This is a genomic window from Rhodococcus sp. MPR-R1B, assembly GCF_058793255.1.
In genome coordinates, this window is sequence record NZ_JBXAFO010000046.1 from 1 (window position 1) to 16179 (window position 16179).

General features: G+C 64.6%; 14 protein-coding genes. 1 reads left to right on the plus strand and 13 read right to left on the minus strand.

Annotation, left to right across the window (positions count from 1 at the left end; all coding sequences use genetic code 11):
* Window positions 1–46 precede the first annotated feature (46 nt).
* Both gatA and gatC read right to left on the minus strand, forming a co-directional pair.
* Window positions 47–1525 carry an Asp-tRNA(Asn)/Glu-tRNA(Gln) amidotransferase subunit GatA gene (gatA, locus tag AC1Q61_RS31380; protein WP_215515840.1) on the minus strand — a complete coding sequence of 493 codons (1479 nt, stop codon included), beginning with the start codon at window positions 1523–1525 and terminating at the stop codon, window positions 47–49.
* Window positions 1522–1821: an Asp-tRNA(Asn)/Glu-tRNA(Gln) amidotransferase subunit GatC gene (gene gatC, locus AC1Q61_RS31385; RefSeq protein ID WP_003944747.1), complete on the minus strand. Its 300-nt coding sequence runs from the start codon at window positions 1819–1821 to the stop codon at window positions 1522–1524. Before gatC ends, gatA begins: the two co-directional genes overlap by 4 nt.
* Window positions 1822–2101: 280 nt before the next feature.
* On the opposite strand from gatC, the gene AC1Q61_RS31390 reads away from it, so the two are divergent.
* Entirely contained in the window at window positions 2102–2752 is a 651-nt protein-coding gene (locus AC1Q61_RS31390; protein ID WP_003944719.1) for an ACT domain-containing protein, read from the plus strand.
* A 13-nt stretch (window positions 2753–2765) separates the two neighbouring features.
* Here the strand turns inward: AC1Q61_RS31390 and AC1Q61_RS31395 are convergent, their stop codons facing one another.
* The 11 genes from AC1Q61_RS31395 to AC1Q61_RS31445 form a co-directional block, all read right to left on the minus strand.
* Window positions 2766–3254, minus strand: a complete 489-nt coding sequence (locus tag AC1Q61_RS31395) for a GNAT family N-acetyltransferase (RefSeq protein WP_003944764.1) — start codon at window positions 3252–3254, stop codon at window positions 2766–2768.
* Between the two features lie 47 nt (window positions 3255–3301).
* Window positions 3302–5383 carry an NAD-dependent DNA ligase LigA gene (gene ligA / locus AC1Q61_RS31400; protein ID WP_007729389.1) on the minus strand — a complete coding sequence of 694 codons (2082 nt, stop codon included), beginning with the start codon at window positions 5381–5383 and terminating at the stop codon, window positions 3302–3304.
* Window positions 5384–5464: 81 nt separating this feature from the next.
* Window positions 5465–6487 (minus strand): uroporphyrinogen decarboxylase/cobalamine-independent methonine synthase family protein, encoded by a 1023-nt coding sequence (locus AC1Q61_RS31405; RefSeq protein ID WP_054828364.1) that lies wholly within the window; start codon window positions 6485–6487, stop codon window positions 5465–5467.
* Window positions 6484–7596 (minus strand): tRNA 2-thiouridine(34) synthase MnmA, encoded by a 1113-nt coding sequence (gene mnmA / locus AC1Q61_RS31410; protein ID WP_042447455.1) that lies wholly within the window; start codon window positions 7594–7596, stop codon window positions 6484–6486. The genes AC1Q61_RS31405 and mnmA overlap by 4 nt, the downstream gene beginning before the upstream one ends.
* Complete coding sequence (locus tag AC1Q61_RS31415; protein WP_042926121.1) at window positions 7596–8825, minus strand: cysteine desulfurase family protein; 1230 nt, start codon at window positions 8823–8825, stop codon at window positions 7596–7598. The genes mnmA and AC1Q61_RS31415 overlap by 1 nt, the downstream gene beginning before the upstream one ends.
* Before the next feature lie 52 nt (window positions 8826–8877).
* On the minus strand, window positions 8878–9777 hold the full coding sequence (locus AC1Q61_RS31420; RefSeq protein ID WP_007729400.1) for a lysophospholipid acyltransferase family protein: 900 nt from the start codon (window positions 9775–9777) through the stop codon (window positions 8878–8880).
* Entirely contained in the window at window positions 9777–10613 is an 837-nt protein-coding gene (locus AC1Q61_RS31425; protein WP_003944707.1) for a GNAT family N-acetyltransferase, read from the minus strand. The genes AC1Q61_RS31420 and AC1Q61_RS31425 overlap by 1 nt, the downstream gene beginning before the upstream one ends.
* 131 nt (window positions 10614–10744) lie before the next feature.
* Complete coding sequence (gene serA, locus AC1Q61_RS31430) at window positions 10745–12337, minus strand: phosphoglycerate dehydrogenase (RefSeq protein ID WP_003944758.1); 1593 nt, start codon at window positions 12335–12337, stop codon at window positions 10745–10747.
* A 250-nt stretch (window positions 12338–12587) separates the two neighbouring features.
* Complete coding sequence (gene ilvC / locus AC1Q61_RS31435) at window positions 12588–13589, minus strand: ketol-acid reductoisomerase (RefSeq protein ID WP_030535412.1); 1002 nt, start codon at window positions 13587–13589, stop codon at window positions 12588–12590.
* A gap of 53 nt (window positions 13590–13642) precedes the next feature.
* On the minus strand, window positions 13643–14146 hold the full coding sequence (gene ilvN / locus AC1Q61_RS31440; RefSeq protein ID WP_003944718.1) for an acetolactate synthase small subunit: 504 nt from the start codon (window positions 14144–14146) through the stop codon (window positions 13643–13645).
* Window positions 14143–16083 carry an acetolactate synthase large subunit gene (locus tag AC1Q61_RS31445; RefSeq protein WP_215515842.1) on the minus strand — a complete coding sequence of 647 codons (1941 nt, stop codon included), beginning with the start codon at window positions 16081–16083 and terminating at the stop codon, window positions 14143–14145. Before AC1Q61_RS31445 ends, ilvN begins: the two co-directional genes overlap by 4 nt.
* Window positions 16084–16179: the final 96 nt, after the last annotated feature.

A 16179-nucleotide genomic window follows, 5' to 3' on the forward strand; every position in this document is an offset into this window, starting at 1 on the left:
GCCTTTATTAACCGCGGGGGGTTAATAAAGGCGCACAGCAAACAGGTCAGACTGCAGTTGCAATCGGGCCGCGTGCAGCTTCGTAGGCGGCACCGACACGGTAGAGGCGCTCGTCAGCCATGGCGGGCGCCATGATCTGCAAGCCCACCGGCAGGTTGTCGTCCGCGGACAGGCCCGAGGGCACCGACATCGCGCAGTGTCCGGCCAGGTTGGTCGGCAGCGTGCACAGGTCGGAGAGGTACATGGCCAACGGATCGCCGACCTTCTCCCCCAACTTCCACGGCGTGAATGGGCTGGTCGGCGAGACCAGTACGTCCACCTTCTCGTAGGCCCTGTCGAAATCGCGCGCGATGAGCGTACGGACCTTGAGCGCCGAACCGTAGTAGGCGTCGTAGTAGCCCGAGGACAGTGCGTAGGTACCGATCATGATGCGGCGCTTGACCTCCGGACCGAAACCGGCGGCGCGGGTTGCCGCCATGACCTGGTCGGCACTCATGTTGCCGTCGTCGACACGCAGTCCGTAGCGCATCGCGTCGAAGCGGGCCAGGTTGGACGAGACCTCACTGGGCAGCACCAGGTAGTACGACGCGAGCGCATGCTCGAAGCTCGGGCACGAAACCTCGACAACTTCGGCGCCCAAAGCCTTGAGTTGCTCGACAGCAGCGTCGAAGGAAGCGATGACGCCGGGCTGGTAGCTGTCGGAGTGAAGTTCCTTGACCACACCGACTTTGACGCCGCGCAGGTCGCCGGCTGCACCTTCACGTGCCGCAGCGACCACCGGACGCACGGGGGCGTCGATGGACGTGGAGTCACGCGGATCGTGCCCGGCGATGACCTCGTGCAGTAGAGCGGTGTCGAGCACGGTGCGACCACAGGGACCGCCCTGATCGAGCGAGGACGCGCACGCGACGAGCCCGAAGCGCGAGACAGTTCCGTACGTCGGCTTGGTTCCGACCGTCGCGGTGACCGCAGCGGGCTGACGGATCGAACCGCCGGTGTCAGTGCCGATGGCCAGCGGGGCCTGACGGGACGCGAGCGCAGCCGCACTGCCGCCGCCCGAACCACCGGGGATGCGGGTGACGTCCCACGGGTTACGCGTCGGGCCGAAGGCCGAGTTCTCGGTCGAAGAGCCCATCGCGAACTCGTCGAGGTTCGTCTTGCCGAGGATCGGGATGCCGGCAGCGCGCAGCTTGGACGTCAGAGTCGCGTCGTACGGCGCGACCCAGCCTTCGAGAATCTTCGACGCACAGGTGGTCGGCATGTCCGTCGTGGTGAAGATGTCCTTCAACGCGATCGGAACGCCGGCGAGTGCCGAAGCGGGTTCGTTTCCGCCCGCGAGCGAGTTGTCCACTGCTGCGGCGGCTTCGAGAGCCTGTTCGCCTGCAACGTGCAGGAAGGCGTGGTACTCGGTGTCGACGGCCGCGATGCGGTCGAGATGCGCCTGCGTGACCTCTACCGAGGACACCTCACGCGAGTGGATCTTGCCGGCCAGCTCAGCGGCGTCCAGAATGGTCAGATCGGTCATTCGCCCTCTCCAAGGATCTGCGGAACCGCAAAGCGATCCTGTTCGACTGCGGGTGCTCCGGACAATGCCTGCTCGGGGGTCAACCCGGGCACGATCACGTCGGGGCGCGTCACGTTGGTGACGGCATTGGGATTCGCCATGGGCGGGACGTCGTCGGCCGCGACCTCGGTGACCACCTTGACGTGGTTGAGAATCGAATCCAACTGACCGGCGAACTCGTCGAGTTCGGCATCGGACAGGGCGAGTCTGGACAGCCGCGCGAGGTGCGCGACCTCGTCACGGGAGATGGCAGGCACCGCGGGGCCCCTTTCGGAAGAGGACGTGAACATTGCCGGTCCAGCCTAGTTGCTCGCCGCGACAGACCTGTAAGCACGCCTGCTGTATCGAACGACGAGCACGCTCACTGTGTCGATCGCCACGCCGGATGCCCGCGGTGTGTTTCGCTCGTGTGACAAGCATGTGCATCCGGCGTGACGCCGCCGCGGCGCCCACCATCGCAGGTTGGGCAAGTGCAAAGATGAGTCAGGCCCGGGTCGACGTGATCCGGGCGAGAACCGATCAGCGAAAGGCACGCACGTGTCGTACCTGCTTCGCGTCCAACTGCCCGATCGACCAGGCAGCCTCGGCGCGCTCGCCGTAGCTCTCGGATCCGTGGGCGCAGACATCCTCTCCCTCGACGTCGTGGAACGAGGTGACGGTTTTGCCATCGACGACCTCGTGGTCGACGTCGAACCGGGCGCGCTGCCCGATACCTTGATCACCGCTGCCGAGCATCTGCCCGACGTGCTGGTCGATTCGATCCGCCCCTACGCCGGGATTCTCGACACTCACCGTGAGCTCGAACTCATAGATTCCGTTGCGACGGCCCGAAACGATCGACTGCAGGTCCTCGTCGACGGCGCGCCGCGTGTACTGCGAGTCGGCTGGTGCGTCGTCGCGGACATCGGCAAGCACGGTGCGTACCGCGTCGTCGGTAGCGCCGGCGCGCCGGAAACCCACGCCACCGACATTCCGTGGATGCCACTGGACAAGCCCACCGCCCTCGACGGCGAGGCCGACTGGGTTCCGGACGTATGGCGCGACATGAACACCAGCCTCGCTGCCGCACCTCTCGGCTCCGGCAATCGAGTCCTCATGCTCGGTCGTCCCGGTGGGCCCGAATTCCGCCCTTCGGAGATAGCCCGCCTCGGCTACCTCGCAGGAATCGTGGCGACGGTACTGGGTTGACCAGGCTGGCTGATCAGGCCAGGCCGCGAACCATGACGGTCAGTTCCATACCGCGAATCGGCTCCCACGCCCGCTCGGGATCGGGGACGAAACCGTTGCGGTCGTAGATACGACGGGCATCGACCATCTCGGGCTGCGTCGAGATGACCACCGAGTGATCGCCGCGGTCGTAGGCTTCGGCGATCACTGCGCGAACCAATGCGGTTCCGGCGCCCGATCCCCGAGCTTGCGGCGAGACTGCGAGCATGCGGAACTCGAGTTCGCCCTTCTGCGCAACATCCGCGAAGGGCGTGCCGGGTTCTGCGATCGTCAACGAGCCCACGACTTCGTCACCGAGAACCGCAACCAGCACCCGGCCCTGCTCCACCCGAGTTGCGGTGTCTCGCAGGCGCTCCGCGTACGGCGATCCGCCGGCGACAAATCCGCCACCCACGTACGACTGCACAGTCAGCTCCCCGACGGTCTCGAACTCAGCCGGTAGAACTTCACGAATCTCGATCATGGCGTCACTATCGCACCCAGCACACCAATCTCAGAAATCGGACAAAGTCACTCTGGTTCGTCCAAATCGGTGGGAGCGACCGCATCCGGGCCATCTTCGAGCAACCGCCGAAAGCCGTCTTCGTCGAGCACCGGCACACCCAATTCGACCGCCTTGTCGTGCTTGGAACCGGGTGCTTCACCGACGACGACAAACGCAGTCTTCTTCGAGACCGACCCTGCCGCCTTGCCGCCGCGCACCAGAATCGCTTCCTTCGCCTGATCACGTGAGTAGGTCTCGAGCGAACCGGTGACGACGATCGAGAGGCCCTCGAGATTGCGCGGAATCGAATCGTCGCGTTCGTCCTCCATGCGTACTCCGGCCGACGCCCACTTGTCGACGATCTGCTGGTGCCAGTCGACGGAGAACCACTCCACGACGGCGGCGGCGATAGTCGATCCGACGCCGTCGACTGCAGCCAACTCGTCGACCGAGGCTTCCCGAATGCGTTGCAGCGAGCCGAATTCGCCGGCCAACGCCCTCGCGGCAGTGGGGCCGACGTGCCGAATCGACAGTGCCACAAGCACTCTCCACAGCGGCTTGTCCTTGGCCGAATCCAGGTTGGCCAGCAAGCGTTTTCCGTTGGCGGACAGGGATCCCGCATTGGTGCGGAAGATCGGAACTTCGATCAGTTTCTCGGCGTCGAGTGAGAAAAGATCGCCCTCGTCGCCGATGACCTTCGCCTCCAACAGCCCGGTCGCGGCCTCGTAACCGAGCACCTCGATGTCGAATGCACCGCGCCCCGAGACGTGGAACACGCGCTCGCGCAACTGCGCCGGGCAGTACTGCTGATTGGGGCATCGCACGTCGACGTCGCCCTCTTTCGCGGGTGCCAACAACGTGCCGCACTCGGGACAATGCGTCGGCATGACGAACTCGCGCTCGGTACCGTCACGAACGTCTGCCACGGGACCGAGAACCTCGGGGATGACGTCTCCGGCCTTGCGCAACACCACGGTGTCGCCGATCAGCACACCCTTGCGCTTGACCTCCGAGCCGTTGTGCAGCGTGGCCAAGGACACAGTGGAACCCGCCACCGTGACGGGTTCCATGTACGCGAACGGCGTCACACGACCCGTACGTCCGACACTGACCCGGATGTCGAGGAGCTTGGTCGTGACCTCTTCCGGCGGGTACTTGTACGCGATAGCCCACCGTGGTGCGCGCGACGTGGTGCCCAGACGTCGATGTAACGACATCTCGTCTACCTTGACCACCAATCCGTCGATCTCGTGCTCGACGTCGTGGCGGTGCTCTCCCCAGTACTTCATCTTCTCGACCACGGCGTCGGCGCCGACCACCCGTGAGGTGTGCGTGGACACCGGCAGACCCCAGGCGGCGAGGGCCACGTAGGCGTCGTACTGCGAGGCCGGCTCGAAACCTTCCATGCGCCCGAACCCGTGGCAGATCATTCCGAGGCGGCGACGCGCGGTGACGGCAGGATTCTTCTGACGCAGGGAGCCCGCCGCGGAGTTGCGCGGATTGGCGAACGGCGCCTTCCCCTCCTCCACCAGGGAGGCATTGAGTGCTGCGAAGTCCTCGAGGCGGAAGAACACCTCGCCACGCACCTCGAGCAGGCTCGGAATCGGGTACTCGTCCGTGGCGGTAAGGCGCTCCGGGATGTCGTTGATCGTCAGAGCGTTGAGCGTGACCAGCTCGCCCGTACGACCGTCACCGCGGGTTGCGGCACGAACGAGTTTGCCGTTCTCGTAGACGAGATTGAGGGCGACACCATCGATTTTCACTTCACAGAGATAGTGCAGTTCCGGCCCGGTTTCCTGCTCTACCTTGGCGATCCATGCTCGGAGCTCCGACTCGTCGAAGACGTTGTCGAGGCTGAGCATCCGCTCGAGGTGGTCGACGGACGTGAAGTCCGTCGCGAATCCGCCACCGACGAGTTGCGTCGGAGAGTCGGGAGTTCGCAGATCCGGGTACTGCTCTTCGAGAGCATTGAGCTGCCCGAGCAATGTGTCGAATGCACCGTCCGAAATGACGGGCGCATCACGAACGTAGTAGCGGAACTGATGCTGGCGTACCTCTTCGGCCAGCTCCGTCCACTGCTCGCGCGCCTCGTTGGGCGCTGGCTGCATTGCATCCGCGGTTTCAGTCACAGCTAGAAGATTATCGGTTCACACCGACACACCACACGACTCCACATCTGAACGCACACACTAGAACGCCGACGGATCGTCCACCAATGCCTTGCCGACGTCTGTACACAGCCGAAGGGCGGCACGAGCCCAGTCGAGGTTCGCACCCGAAAGACCGCAACGCGGAGTGACCGCGACCTGGGTCTGCAGGAGTTCACGAGAGAAGCCGAGACGATCCACCAGTGTGACGGCGGGCATCGCACACTCTTTCCACGTCACCGGCTTTTCCGGCTCCACGGACGGAACCAGACCGAGCGCCAATTCCTTGCCGGCGTCGAACAACTGGCCGATACCGTCGAGATCGCGTGAGCCGATGAGCGACATGTCGAAGCTCACGCCGAACGCCTGGCTTCGCCTCAGTAGATCCCACGGCATGTCTGTGCCGCAACTGTGGACGATTGTGGGCAGTCCGCAACCGCTGATCGTCGAGTCGAGTACGGCGAGTGCCTCGGGTTCCGGCAGTGCCGGAACGCTCTCCATCTTGGTGCGCCCAGGCAGCGAACCGGCCAGAACTGCCGCGATCTGCGGCTCGTCCAACTGAATCACCACTGCGGCGCCGGTGCGGCGAGTGACCTCGGCCGCATGACGCGCGAGACCCTCACCGAGTGATTCTGCGACGTCGCGGAGCGCACCGCGGTCGACGAGAACTCGCGAACCGTTTGCGACTTCGATCTCGGCGCCGAGTGTCAGCGGGCCGGCGACTTGGAGCTTGACGACGTGGTCTTCGCCGACCAAGCGCGCTGACTCCCAGGCTTCCTCGAGAGCGTCGAGATCCTGATTCAGAAAGTCCTCGGCTCGCTTCGCGACATTGCCCCTCCGAGGCACGACTCGATAGGCACGGGTCGAGGCGTCGAGGTTGATATCGACCAGAATTGCCCCCGCCCGGCCGACCATGTCAGCGCCGAGTCCGCGGCTCGGCAACTCCACCAGATGCGGGAAACCACCCAGCTCGCCGAGGATGGTTGCGGCACTTTCGCGGGCATCCGTGCCCGGCCAGGATCCGATTCCGGTGACGAGACCACCGATGGAAACCTGCTGCGTCACAGTGTGTTCGGCTCGGATTCGGTACCCGAGATGGTGCCACTGCCGAGGACCTGGTCACCCAGTTCGCGGTCGGGGCGATACAACACGACGGCCTGTCCCTTTGCGACGCCGGTCAGTGGTTCGCGCAACGAGATCGAGATACCGCCGCTTGAAGTACCGTCGTCGACGGCCTCCGCAACGGCCTGCGCCAGTCCACCGTGCGCACGAACCTGCACCATGCATTCGACGGGGCCCTCCGGCGCCTGGCCCGAGGTCCAGATCGCACGCTGCGCCGAGATGGCCCAGACGTCGAGATTCTTGGCCGAACCCACTCGGACCGTTCCGGTTTCGGGCTCGATCGCGGTCACGTACCGCGGACGGCCGTCACCCGCCGGACCTTCGACGCCGAGACCCTTGCGCTGTCCGATCGTGAAGCCGTGTACGCCGTCGTGTGCAGCGAGGACTTCACCCGAATCGGCGTCGACGACGCTTCCCGGACGAACGCCGATGCGCGCACCCAGGAATGCTCGTGTGTCGCCGGTCGGGATGAAGCAGATGTCGTGACTGTCAGGCTTGTTCGCCACAGCCAGACCGCGCTCGGCGGCTTCCTCGCGGATCTGTTCTTTCGGTGTGTCACCGATCGGGAACATCGCTCGCGAAAGCTGCTCAGCCGTCAGCACACCGAGGACATACGACTGGTCCTTGTCAGCGTCGACCGCCCGGCGCAGGACGCCGTCTTCGAGGCGCGCGTAGTGACCGGTCGCCACGGCGTCGAAGCCGAGAGCGACTGCACGGTCGGCGAGTGCGGTGAACTTGATCTTCTCGTTGCAGCGCAGGCACGGATTGGGGGTCTCACCCGCTGCGTACGACGCCACGAAGTCGTCGATCACGTCTTCCTTGAAGCGATCGGCGAAATCCCAGACGTAGAAGGGTATTCCGAGAACGTCGGCGGCGCGCCTGGCGTCGCCGGCATCTTCCTTCGAGCAGCATCCACGCGAACCCGTCCGCAATGCGCCCGGCGCCGTGGACAAAGCAAGATGAACGCCGACGACGTCGTGTCCGGCGGCGACAGCGCGGGCGGCGGCGACAGCGGAGTCGACACCTCCGCTCATGGCTGCGAGTACTCGCATCAGCGATCCCCTCCACGCGAACCGGCACCGGCAAGACCGGCGGCCCGAGCGCGCTCTACTACTTGTGGAAGCGCAGCGATGAGCGCGTCCACATCGGTGACACTCGACGTATGTCCGAGCGAAAATCTCAGTGAGCCACGCGCGACGGGCGATTCGACGCCCATCGCGATCAAGACATGGCTGGCTCTGGCCACACCGGCGGTGCAGGCCGAACCGGTGGAACATTCAATACCGGCAGCGTCGAGCAGCATCAGCAACGAATCGCCCTCGCAACCGGGGAAGGTGAAGTGCGCGTTACCGGGAAGCCGATCGGAACCGGTCGGGCCGTTGAGCACCGACTCGGGAAGGATCTCCAGGACCCCGCCGATCAAACGGTCACGCAGCTTCGCCAATTCCCTTGTGCTCGAATCGAAGTTCTCGACGTTTGCGCGCAGCGCCGCAGCCATCCCGACAACGCCCGCAGTATCCGGAGTGCCCGAACGCAGATCACGTTCGTGTCCGCCGCCGTGAAGGAGCGGCACACACGGAACCTGGCGTCCGAGCAGCAGTGCGCCGACGCCGTGCGGACCACCGAACTTGTGCGCCGCGATGCTCAGCGCGGACAATTTGCTCGCCGCGAAATCGACCGGCAATTGTGCAACTGCCTGAACCGCGTCGCTGTGCATCGGAATCTCGAACTCAGCCGAAATCTCCGCCAACTCCACGATCGGCATGATCGAGCCGACCTCGTTGTTGGCCCACATCACCGTCACGAGTGCGACCTCGTCGGCGTGGACGGAAAGCTCGTCACGCAAGGTCTGCGGGTCGACGACACCGTTCTCGTCGACCGGCAACCACGTCACGCGCGCGCCCTCGTGCTGCTCGAGCCACTCGACGGCGTCGAGCACAGCATGATGCTCGACGGAGCTGGCCAGGATGCGAGTGCGTCGCGGGTCTGCGTCACGGCGAGCCCAGTAGATGCCCTTGACCGCGAGATTGTCGCTCTCGGTGCCTCCGGAGGTGAAGATGACCTCCGACGGCCGCGCACCCAAGCTGGCGGCGATCGATTCGCGCGATTCCTCGACGCGGCGCCGGGCCGCACGGCCGGAGCCGTGCAGCGAGGACGCGTTGCCCACGGTTTTGAAGGTATCGGTCATCGCCTCGATAGCGGCTGCCGACATCGGAGTCGTGGCGGCATGATCGAGGTACACCGGAAATCCGGCGTGGGCACTGTGTGCAGGCAGAGTCATGGCTTGACAAGGATAGCCCAGCACGAGAGTTCGACCAGCCTCGCTCAGCAGGCTAAGCGCTCATCGCCGGGGAAGGATCGATTTGTCCCACGGCTTGTGTCACGAGTTCCGGTGCGGGGTCGAAGATGTCGTGAGCTGCCAGATCGATGATGTCGACGCCGCGTACGGCTCTCTCGCATCGCTGCGCGAGATCGGCTCGACACTCCCCTGCCTCCTCGAGCGGAGCCAGCCTGACCTTCACCTCGACGTTCTTCTGACGCAGGATCCGACGGATGGACTGACCGATCGTTTCGGTGCCGACAAAGCAGGGTCCGGTGCACAGGGAACCGTCGGCGTTCTCGTAGCGGATCGCCATCGGCTGAACCGGGCATTCGGCGTCGACGGCTGCTTGGAACATCGCCGGACGAAAACCGCCGTACGCCCGCCCGCACCAGGTCGTCCCCTCGGGAAACACCATCACCCGGACACCTCGCTGCAGGCGTTCGCGAACGACGTCGACGGTTCCGGGGAGTTCACGCAGGCGAGCGCGGTCGATGGGGACGACGCGCATCCGGCGCGCGAGACCGCCGAGCACTGCCCAGTCGAGCAGGTCGGCGCGGGCGACGAAGTTGGCCGGAGCAACGGCGCTCGCGACGAGGACGTCGGTCCAGGACACGTGACCGGCGACAACCATGACCCCGTCAGGTTCCGCGCGCCCCAACCGCTGATCGTCGACCGTCAGCTTCATCCCCAGACAACGAAGCAACGCGCGCGAGTATCCGCGTTGCATCTCAGTACGCCAGGTGCGCGGGAGCAGCCAGCCGGCCGAAAGCACAGGCGCAGTCAACAGTGCGGCACCGACCATGACCCCGCGGGCCATCACGGTGATACTCGACACACCGGGTGCGTCCGCGGGTAGGCACCCGTCGCCGCAGGGGCTCGTCGGCACCCAGTACGGCACCGCCGCGGTCATCAGCCGATCCCCGACTCGTGTGCGGCGGCCGCCGATCGCAGCCGTTCGAGGTACCGCTTGTTGGCGGAGTGAAGGCCTTGCAGCGCAACAAAATCGGCCACACCGAACTCGGGATCGTGAGCAGGTTCCCCGCAGATCATCGCGCCCATCCGCAAGTAACCACGGAGCAACGGTGGCATCGTCACGCGTTCCGGTGCGGCGATCTCGTCGAGCGTCAGACCCCCGAGGACCACCGGGTTTCGTGGGATCACCCGCCGCGACCCCGGACTGGCGTGCTTGTTCATCACGAAGTCACGGACGCCGCGGACATCGGCGCCGGCAATTGAATCGGGGCTCGGCAAGACGGGCACGGAGACGCAGCCCATCACCCACTCGTATCCGGTCAATTCGAGATAGTGCAGGATGCCCGACCACATCAGGCTCAGGACGGATCCGGTGCGGTGAGCGGGATCGACGCACGCGCGACCCATTTCGACGATCCTGTTCGCCACCGGATCGAGCGCGGAGATGTCGAATTCCGTTGCGGTGTAATACCCACCGGCCGCCGCAGCGGAATCCGGCGGCAGCATTCGGTAGCAGCCGACGTACTCCTCGGTGATGTTGTCGCGAACGAGAAGATGATCACAGAATTCGTCGAAGGCGTCGGCGTCGAGTTCGAACACCCCGGCCGAAGCGGGGAGGGAGAAGCCTGGCTCGGAGGCGAACACTCGGTATCGAAGGCGCTGCGCAGCGACACGATGCTCGCGGTCGGAGGAGACGATCAGGGAATATCTCGGCTGGGCGACCTCACGGCCGAGATTGTCACTCGCGGAGCGAAGGACTGACGTAATTGTCATGCGCAAGGTTTATCGAGCGCGAACGGCGTCTCGGTATCGACGAAGTGACATGCCGATGCAGGCCGGGTGAATAAAGCACTGTGCGCCTTTATCAACCGCGGGGGGTTGATAAAGGCGCACAGCAAAAACAATCAGGAAAGGTCGACCTGGGCGACGCGAGCGTCGAGCTGCGAGACGATTGCCTCGACCTCGGCGTCACCGACGACGCGATCGACGCGCAAGATGACAGTTGCGCCTTCGCCTTCGGCATCCTGGCTCAGTGCTGCTGCGAGGATGTCGACGCCCGCGTTTCCGAGGACGGTGCCGAGGACACCGAGAACGCCCGGGCGATCGCTGTAGTGAACGACGATGTTGTGGCCCTCGGCGCGCAGGTCGAAGCTGCGTCCGTTGATGTTGACGATCTTCTCGACCTGCTGCAGACCGGTGAGTGCGCCCGTGACCGACGTGACCGTGCCGTCGGCGGCAACTGCACGCACCTCGACCGCGCTGCGGTGGGCAAGAGCCTCGGAGTGCTTCTCGACCGACACGGTCACGCCGCGCTGCTCGGCCAGTGCCGGAGCGTTGACGAACGTGACGGCCTCATCGCTGCTGGCGGAGAACACGCCGCGTAGTGCAGCCAGGCCGAGGATGTCGACGGTTTCGGCAGACAGCTCGCCGGTGGCGACAACCTGCACGGTCTGCACAGCTTCGGGCGACAACGTCGCAGCGAGGAGACCGAGCTTGCGGACGAGCTCGAGCCACGGAGCAACTTCTTCGCCCACGGGGCCGCCGGAGACGTTGACAGCCTCGGGAACGAATTCGCCTGCCAGAGCGAGGAGAACACTCTTGGCCACGTCGATGCCTGCGCGGTCCTGAGCCTCGGACGTCGATGCTCCGAGGTGCGGGGTGACAACGACGTTGTCGAGCTCGAAAAGCTTGGAATCGGTGCACGGCTCGGTGCTGAACACGTCGAGACCGGCGCCTCGGACCTTGCCGGAGACGAGTGCGTCGTAGAGCGCATCTTCGTCGATCAGACCACCGCGAGCGGCGTTGACGATGATGACGCCGTCCTTGGCCTTGGCGAGGCGCTCGGCGTTGATCAGGCCGGCCGTTTCCTTGGTCTTGGGCAGGTGCACGGAGATGAAGTCGGCGCGCTCGACGAGCTCGTCGATGGTGACCAGTTCGATGCCGAGCTGCGCTGCGCGCGCTGCGGGCAGGTAGGGGTCGTACGCGATGATCGTGGTCTCGAACGCAGCGAGACGCTGCGCGAAGAGCTGGCCGATGCGGCCGAGTCCGACGACACCGACGGTCTTGCCGAGGATCTCGACACCGTTGAACTTGCTTCGCTTCCAGGTGTTCTCACGCAGAGTCTTGTCTGCTGCGGGAATCTGGCGAGCGGTCGACATGAGGAGCGCGACAGCGTGCTCGGCAGCGGAGTGAATGTTGGAGGTCGGTGCGTTGACGACCATCACGCCGCGCTCGGTGGCTGCGGGGATCTCGACGTTGTCCAGGCCGACACCGGCGCGGCCGATGATCTTCAGCTTGGTGCCGGCAGCCAGAACCTCGGCGTCGACGGTAGTGGCGGAACGGACGAGAATCGCGTCGGCCTCGGGTACCGCGGCGAGCAGCGCCGGGCGGTCGGGTCCGTCGACCCAACGCACCTCCACACCGTCACCGAGCGCCTCGACTGTGGACGGCGCGAGCTTGTCGGCGATCAGAACAACGGGACGGCCAGGCTGGCTCACGTGCAAACTCCCTGATTAGGTGGGTGTGAAGGTGGTTTAACCACCGATAGTTTAGTGCGCGCTCACTTGGAATCCACAACGCGGTAGGCAATACCACATAGTGGACACTTTCGCGGGCAAATTCTCGACGGAATATGAATCCGGACTCAGACGACCCGGAAAACGACTCCGGCCCAATGCCGCGCTGGTTCAACGTAATTGAACCGGCGCGGCATCAGGCCAGTGGAGACGTGGAGCGTGAAACTGCGAATTACGCGGTTTCGGTGATCGGACGATCGACCCAGCTCATCAGGTCGCGCAGCTTCTTGCCGGTGACCTCGATGGGGTGCTCGGCGTTGGCCTTGCGCAGGCCCTCGAGCTCGGTGTTGCCGTTCTCGACGTTGGCAACCAGACGACGGGTGAACTCGCCGGACTGGATGTCGGCCAGGATCGCCTTCATGCGCTCCTTGGTGTCGGCGTCGATGACGCGCGGGCCGGAGAGGTATCCACCGAACTCAGCGGTGTCGGACACCGAGTAGTTCATGCGGGCGATGCCACCCTCGTACATGAGGTCGACGATGAGCTTGAGCTCGTGCAGAACCTCGAAGTACGCCATCTCGGGTGCGTAGCCGGCCTCGACCATGACCTCGAAACCGGTCTTGACCAGTTCCTCGGTGCCGCCGCAGAGCACGGCCTGCTCGCCGAAGAGGTCCGTCTCGGTCTCTTCCTTGAACGTGGTCTTGATGACGCCTGCGCGGGTTCCGCCGATGCCCTTGGCGTAGGACAGAGCGAGAGCCTGTCCTTCACCCTTGGGATCCTGGTCGATGGCGATGAGCGCGGGAACGCCCTTGCCGTCGACGAACTGACGACGCACCAGGTGGCCGGGGCCCTTGGGGGCGACCATGCCGACGGTGACGAACTCCGGAGCCTTGATCAGGTCGAAGTGAATGTTCAGGCCGTGACCGAAGAACAGCGCGTCGCCGTCCTTGAGGTTCGGCTCGATGTCATTGGTGAAAATGCTCGCCTGCGCGGTGTCAGGTGCGAGCACCATGATGACGTCGGCCCACTCGGAAACCTCTGCCGGCGTACCGACCGTCAGCCCCTGCTCTTCAGCCTTCTCACGCGACTTCGAGCCTTCCTTGAGGCCGATGCGCACATCGACGCCCGAGTCACGCAGGCTCAGCGAATGGGCGTGGCCCTGGCTTCCGTAGCCGATCACAGCAACCTTGCGGCCCTGAATGATCGACAGATCGGCATCGTCGTCGTAGAACATCTCGACTGCCACAGTTCTCAACCTCTCCTTGGATTTTTACGTGTCTAAAAGTACTAGCGGGTGGCCGTGATCGACTTCGGCCCTCGACCGACTGCCACGACCCCGGACTGAACGATCTCCCGGATACCGTACGGATCAAGCATCCGCAGCAGTGCATCCAGCTTGGACCGAGTACCGGTCGCCTCGATGGTGACGGACTCCGGAGAGACGTCGATCACCTTGGCGCGGAACAGGTTCACCGTTTCGATGACCTGCGTGCGCACGCTTGCATCAGCGCGCACCTTGATGAGCACGAGCTCGCGAGCGACGGATGCTTCACCGTCCTGCTCGACGATCTTGATGACGTTGATCAGCTTGTTGAGCTGCTTCGTCACCTGCTCGAGAGGGAACTCGTCGACCGTGACGACGATGGTCATACGTGAGATCTCGGGGATCTCGGTTCCGCCCACCGCAAGGGATTCGATGTTGAATCCGCGGCGGGAGAAAAGTGCGGAGACGCGAGCCAGCACGCCTGGCTTGTCCTCGACGAGAACACTGAGGGTGTGACTGGTGCTCACTTCTGATCCTCCCCTGTGCCCGCGGCGGGTCCGGCTTGCTCGCGTGACATGGCTTCGTGGATGACGGCGGGCTCGGCAACTGCCTCGTCGTCGTCGAACAGCGGCCGGATGCCCCGGGCCGCCATGATTTCGTCGTTGCTCGTTCCGGCAGCGACCATCGGCCACACCTGTGCGTCGGCAGTGACGATGAAGTCGATCACGACAGGCTTGTCGTTGATGGACTGCGCCTCACGGATCGCAGCCTCGACATCTTCTTCACGCTCGACACGAATTCCGTGGCAGCCCAATGCTTCTGCGAGCTTCACAAAGTCCGGGATGCGGATGGCGCCGTGCGTTCCGAGGTTGGTGTTGGAGTAGCGCTCTTCGTAGAAGAGTGTCTGCCACTGACGCACCATGCCGAGGTTGCCGTTGTTGATGAGGGCAACCTTGATCGGGATACCTTCGAGGGCACAGGTTGCGAGTTCCTGATTGGTCATCTGGAAGCAGCCGTCGCCGTCGATCGCCCACACCTCGGTGTCGGGCATACCCATCTTGGCGCCCATGGCTGCGGGAACCGCGTACCCCATGGTGCCGAGCCCGCCCGAGTTGAGCCACGTGCGCGGCTTCTCGTAGCCGACGAACTGCGCGGCCCACATCTGGTGCTGACCGACGCCGGCGCAGTAGATGGCATCCGGTCCGGCGAGCTTGCCGACGGTCTGGATCACGTACTCCGGGCTCAGCTGACCGTCGGTGGGACGGTCGTAGCTCAGCGGGTACGTACGACGGATGTCGTTCAGGTACGCCCACCACTCGGTGAGGTCGAACGTGGTGCCCGTAGCCATGTCGGCACGGATCGCCTCGATGAGTTCGGTGATGACCTCTTTGCAGTCGCCCACGATCGGGACGTCCGCGTAGCGGTTCTTGCCGATCTCGGCCGGGTCGATGTCGGCATGGATGACCTTGGCGTCGGGCGCGAAGGAATCCAGCTGACCCGTGACGCGGTCGTCGAAACGCGCACCGAGGGTGATCAGTAGATCGCTACGCTGCAGAGCGGCGACTGCGGCAACGGTGCCGTGCATTCCCGGCATACCGCAGTTGAGGTCGTGACTGTCCGGGAACGCGCCGCGGGCCATCAGCGTGGTGACGACGGGGATACCGGTCAGCTCGGCCAATTCGAGCAGCTCCGGCGAGGAGTCGGACTTGATGACGCCGCCACCGACGTACAGAACCGGCGACTTGGCGTCGGCGATCAGACGTGCAGCTTCACGAACCTGCTTGCCGTGCGGCTTGGTCACCGGGCGGTAGCCCGGCAGACGCATCTCCGGCGGCCACGAGAACGTGGTCTGCGACTGCAGGATGTCCTTGGGGATATCGACCAGGACGGCGCCGGGGCGACCGCTGGCCGCGAGGTAGAAGGCCTCGGCCATGATGCGCGGGATGTCGATCGCGTCGGTGATCAGGAAGTTGTGCTTGGTGACCGGCATCGTGATGCCTGAGATGTCGGCTTCCTGGAAGCCGTCGGTACCGATCAGCGAGCGCGCCACCTGTCCGGTGATCGCCACGATCGGAACGGAGTCCATCTGCGCGTCGGCCAGCGGCGTGACCAGGTTGGTCGCACCGGGACCCGAGGTAGCCATGCAGACGCCGACCTTGCCGGTCGCCTGGGCGTAACCGGTGGCAGCGTGGCCTGCACCCTGCTCGTGGCGCACGAGCACGTGGCGAACCTTGACCGAATCGAAGAGTGGGTCGTAAACCGGGAGCACGGCACCGCCGGGAATGCCGAATACCGTGTCGACCTCGAGCTCTTCGAGGGCTCGAACCACAGACTGCGCGCCGGTTACCCGCTCAGGCGGGAGCTGGCGACGGTTGGCCGTCTGGGTTGCGGCAGCCGCGGTTGTCGGGCTCGGTGTCCCTGACTTGCGCGGCGTGGGTTGAGGCCGTGCTGTTGGTGCGCTCACTGGGAAATCCTCTGATTCTGGCTCCGGGCAACAAAAAACCCCCGTCAGCATCTGCTGAGCGAGGGTGGCGCGTCGTTATCTGGTGAGTTGAAAAAT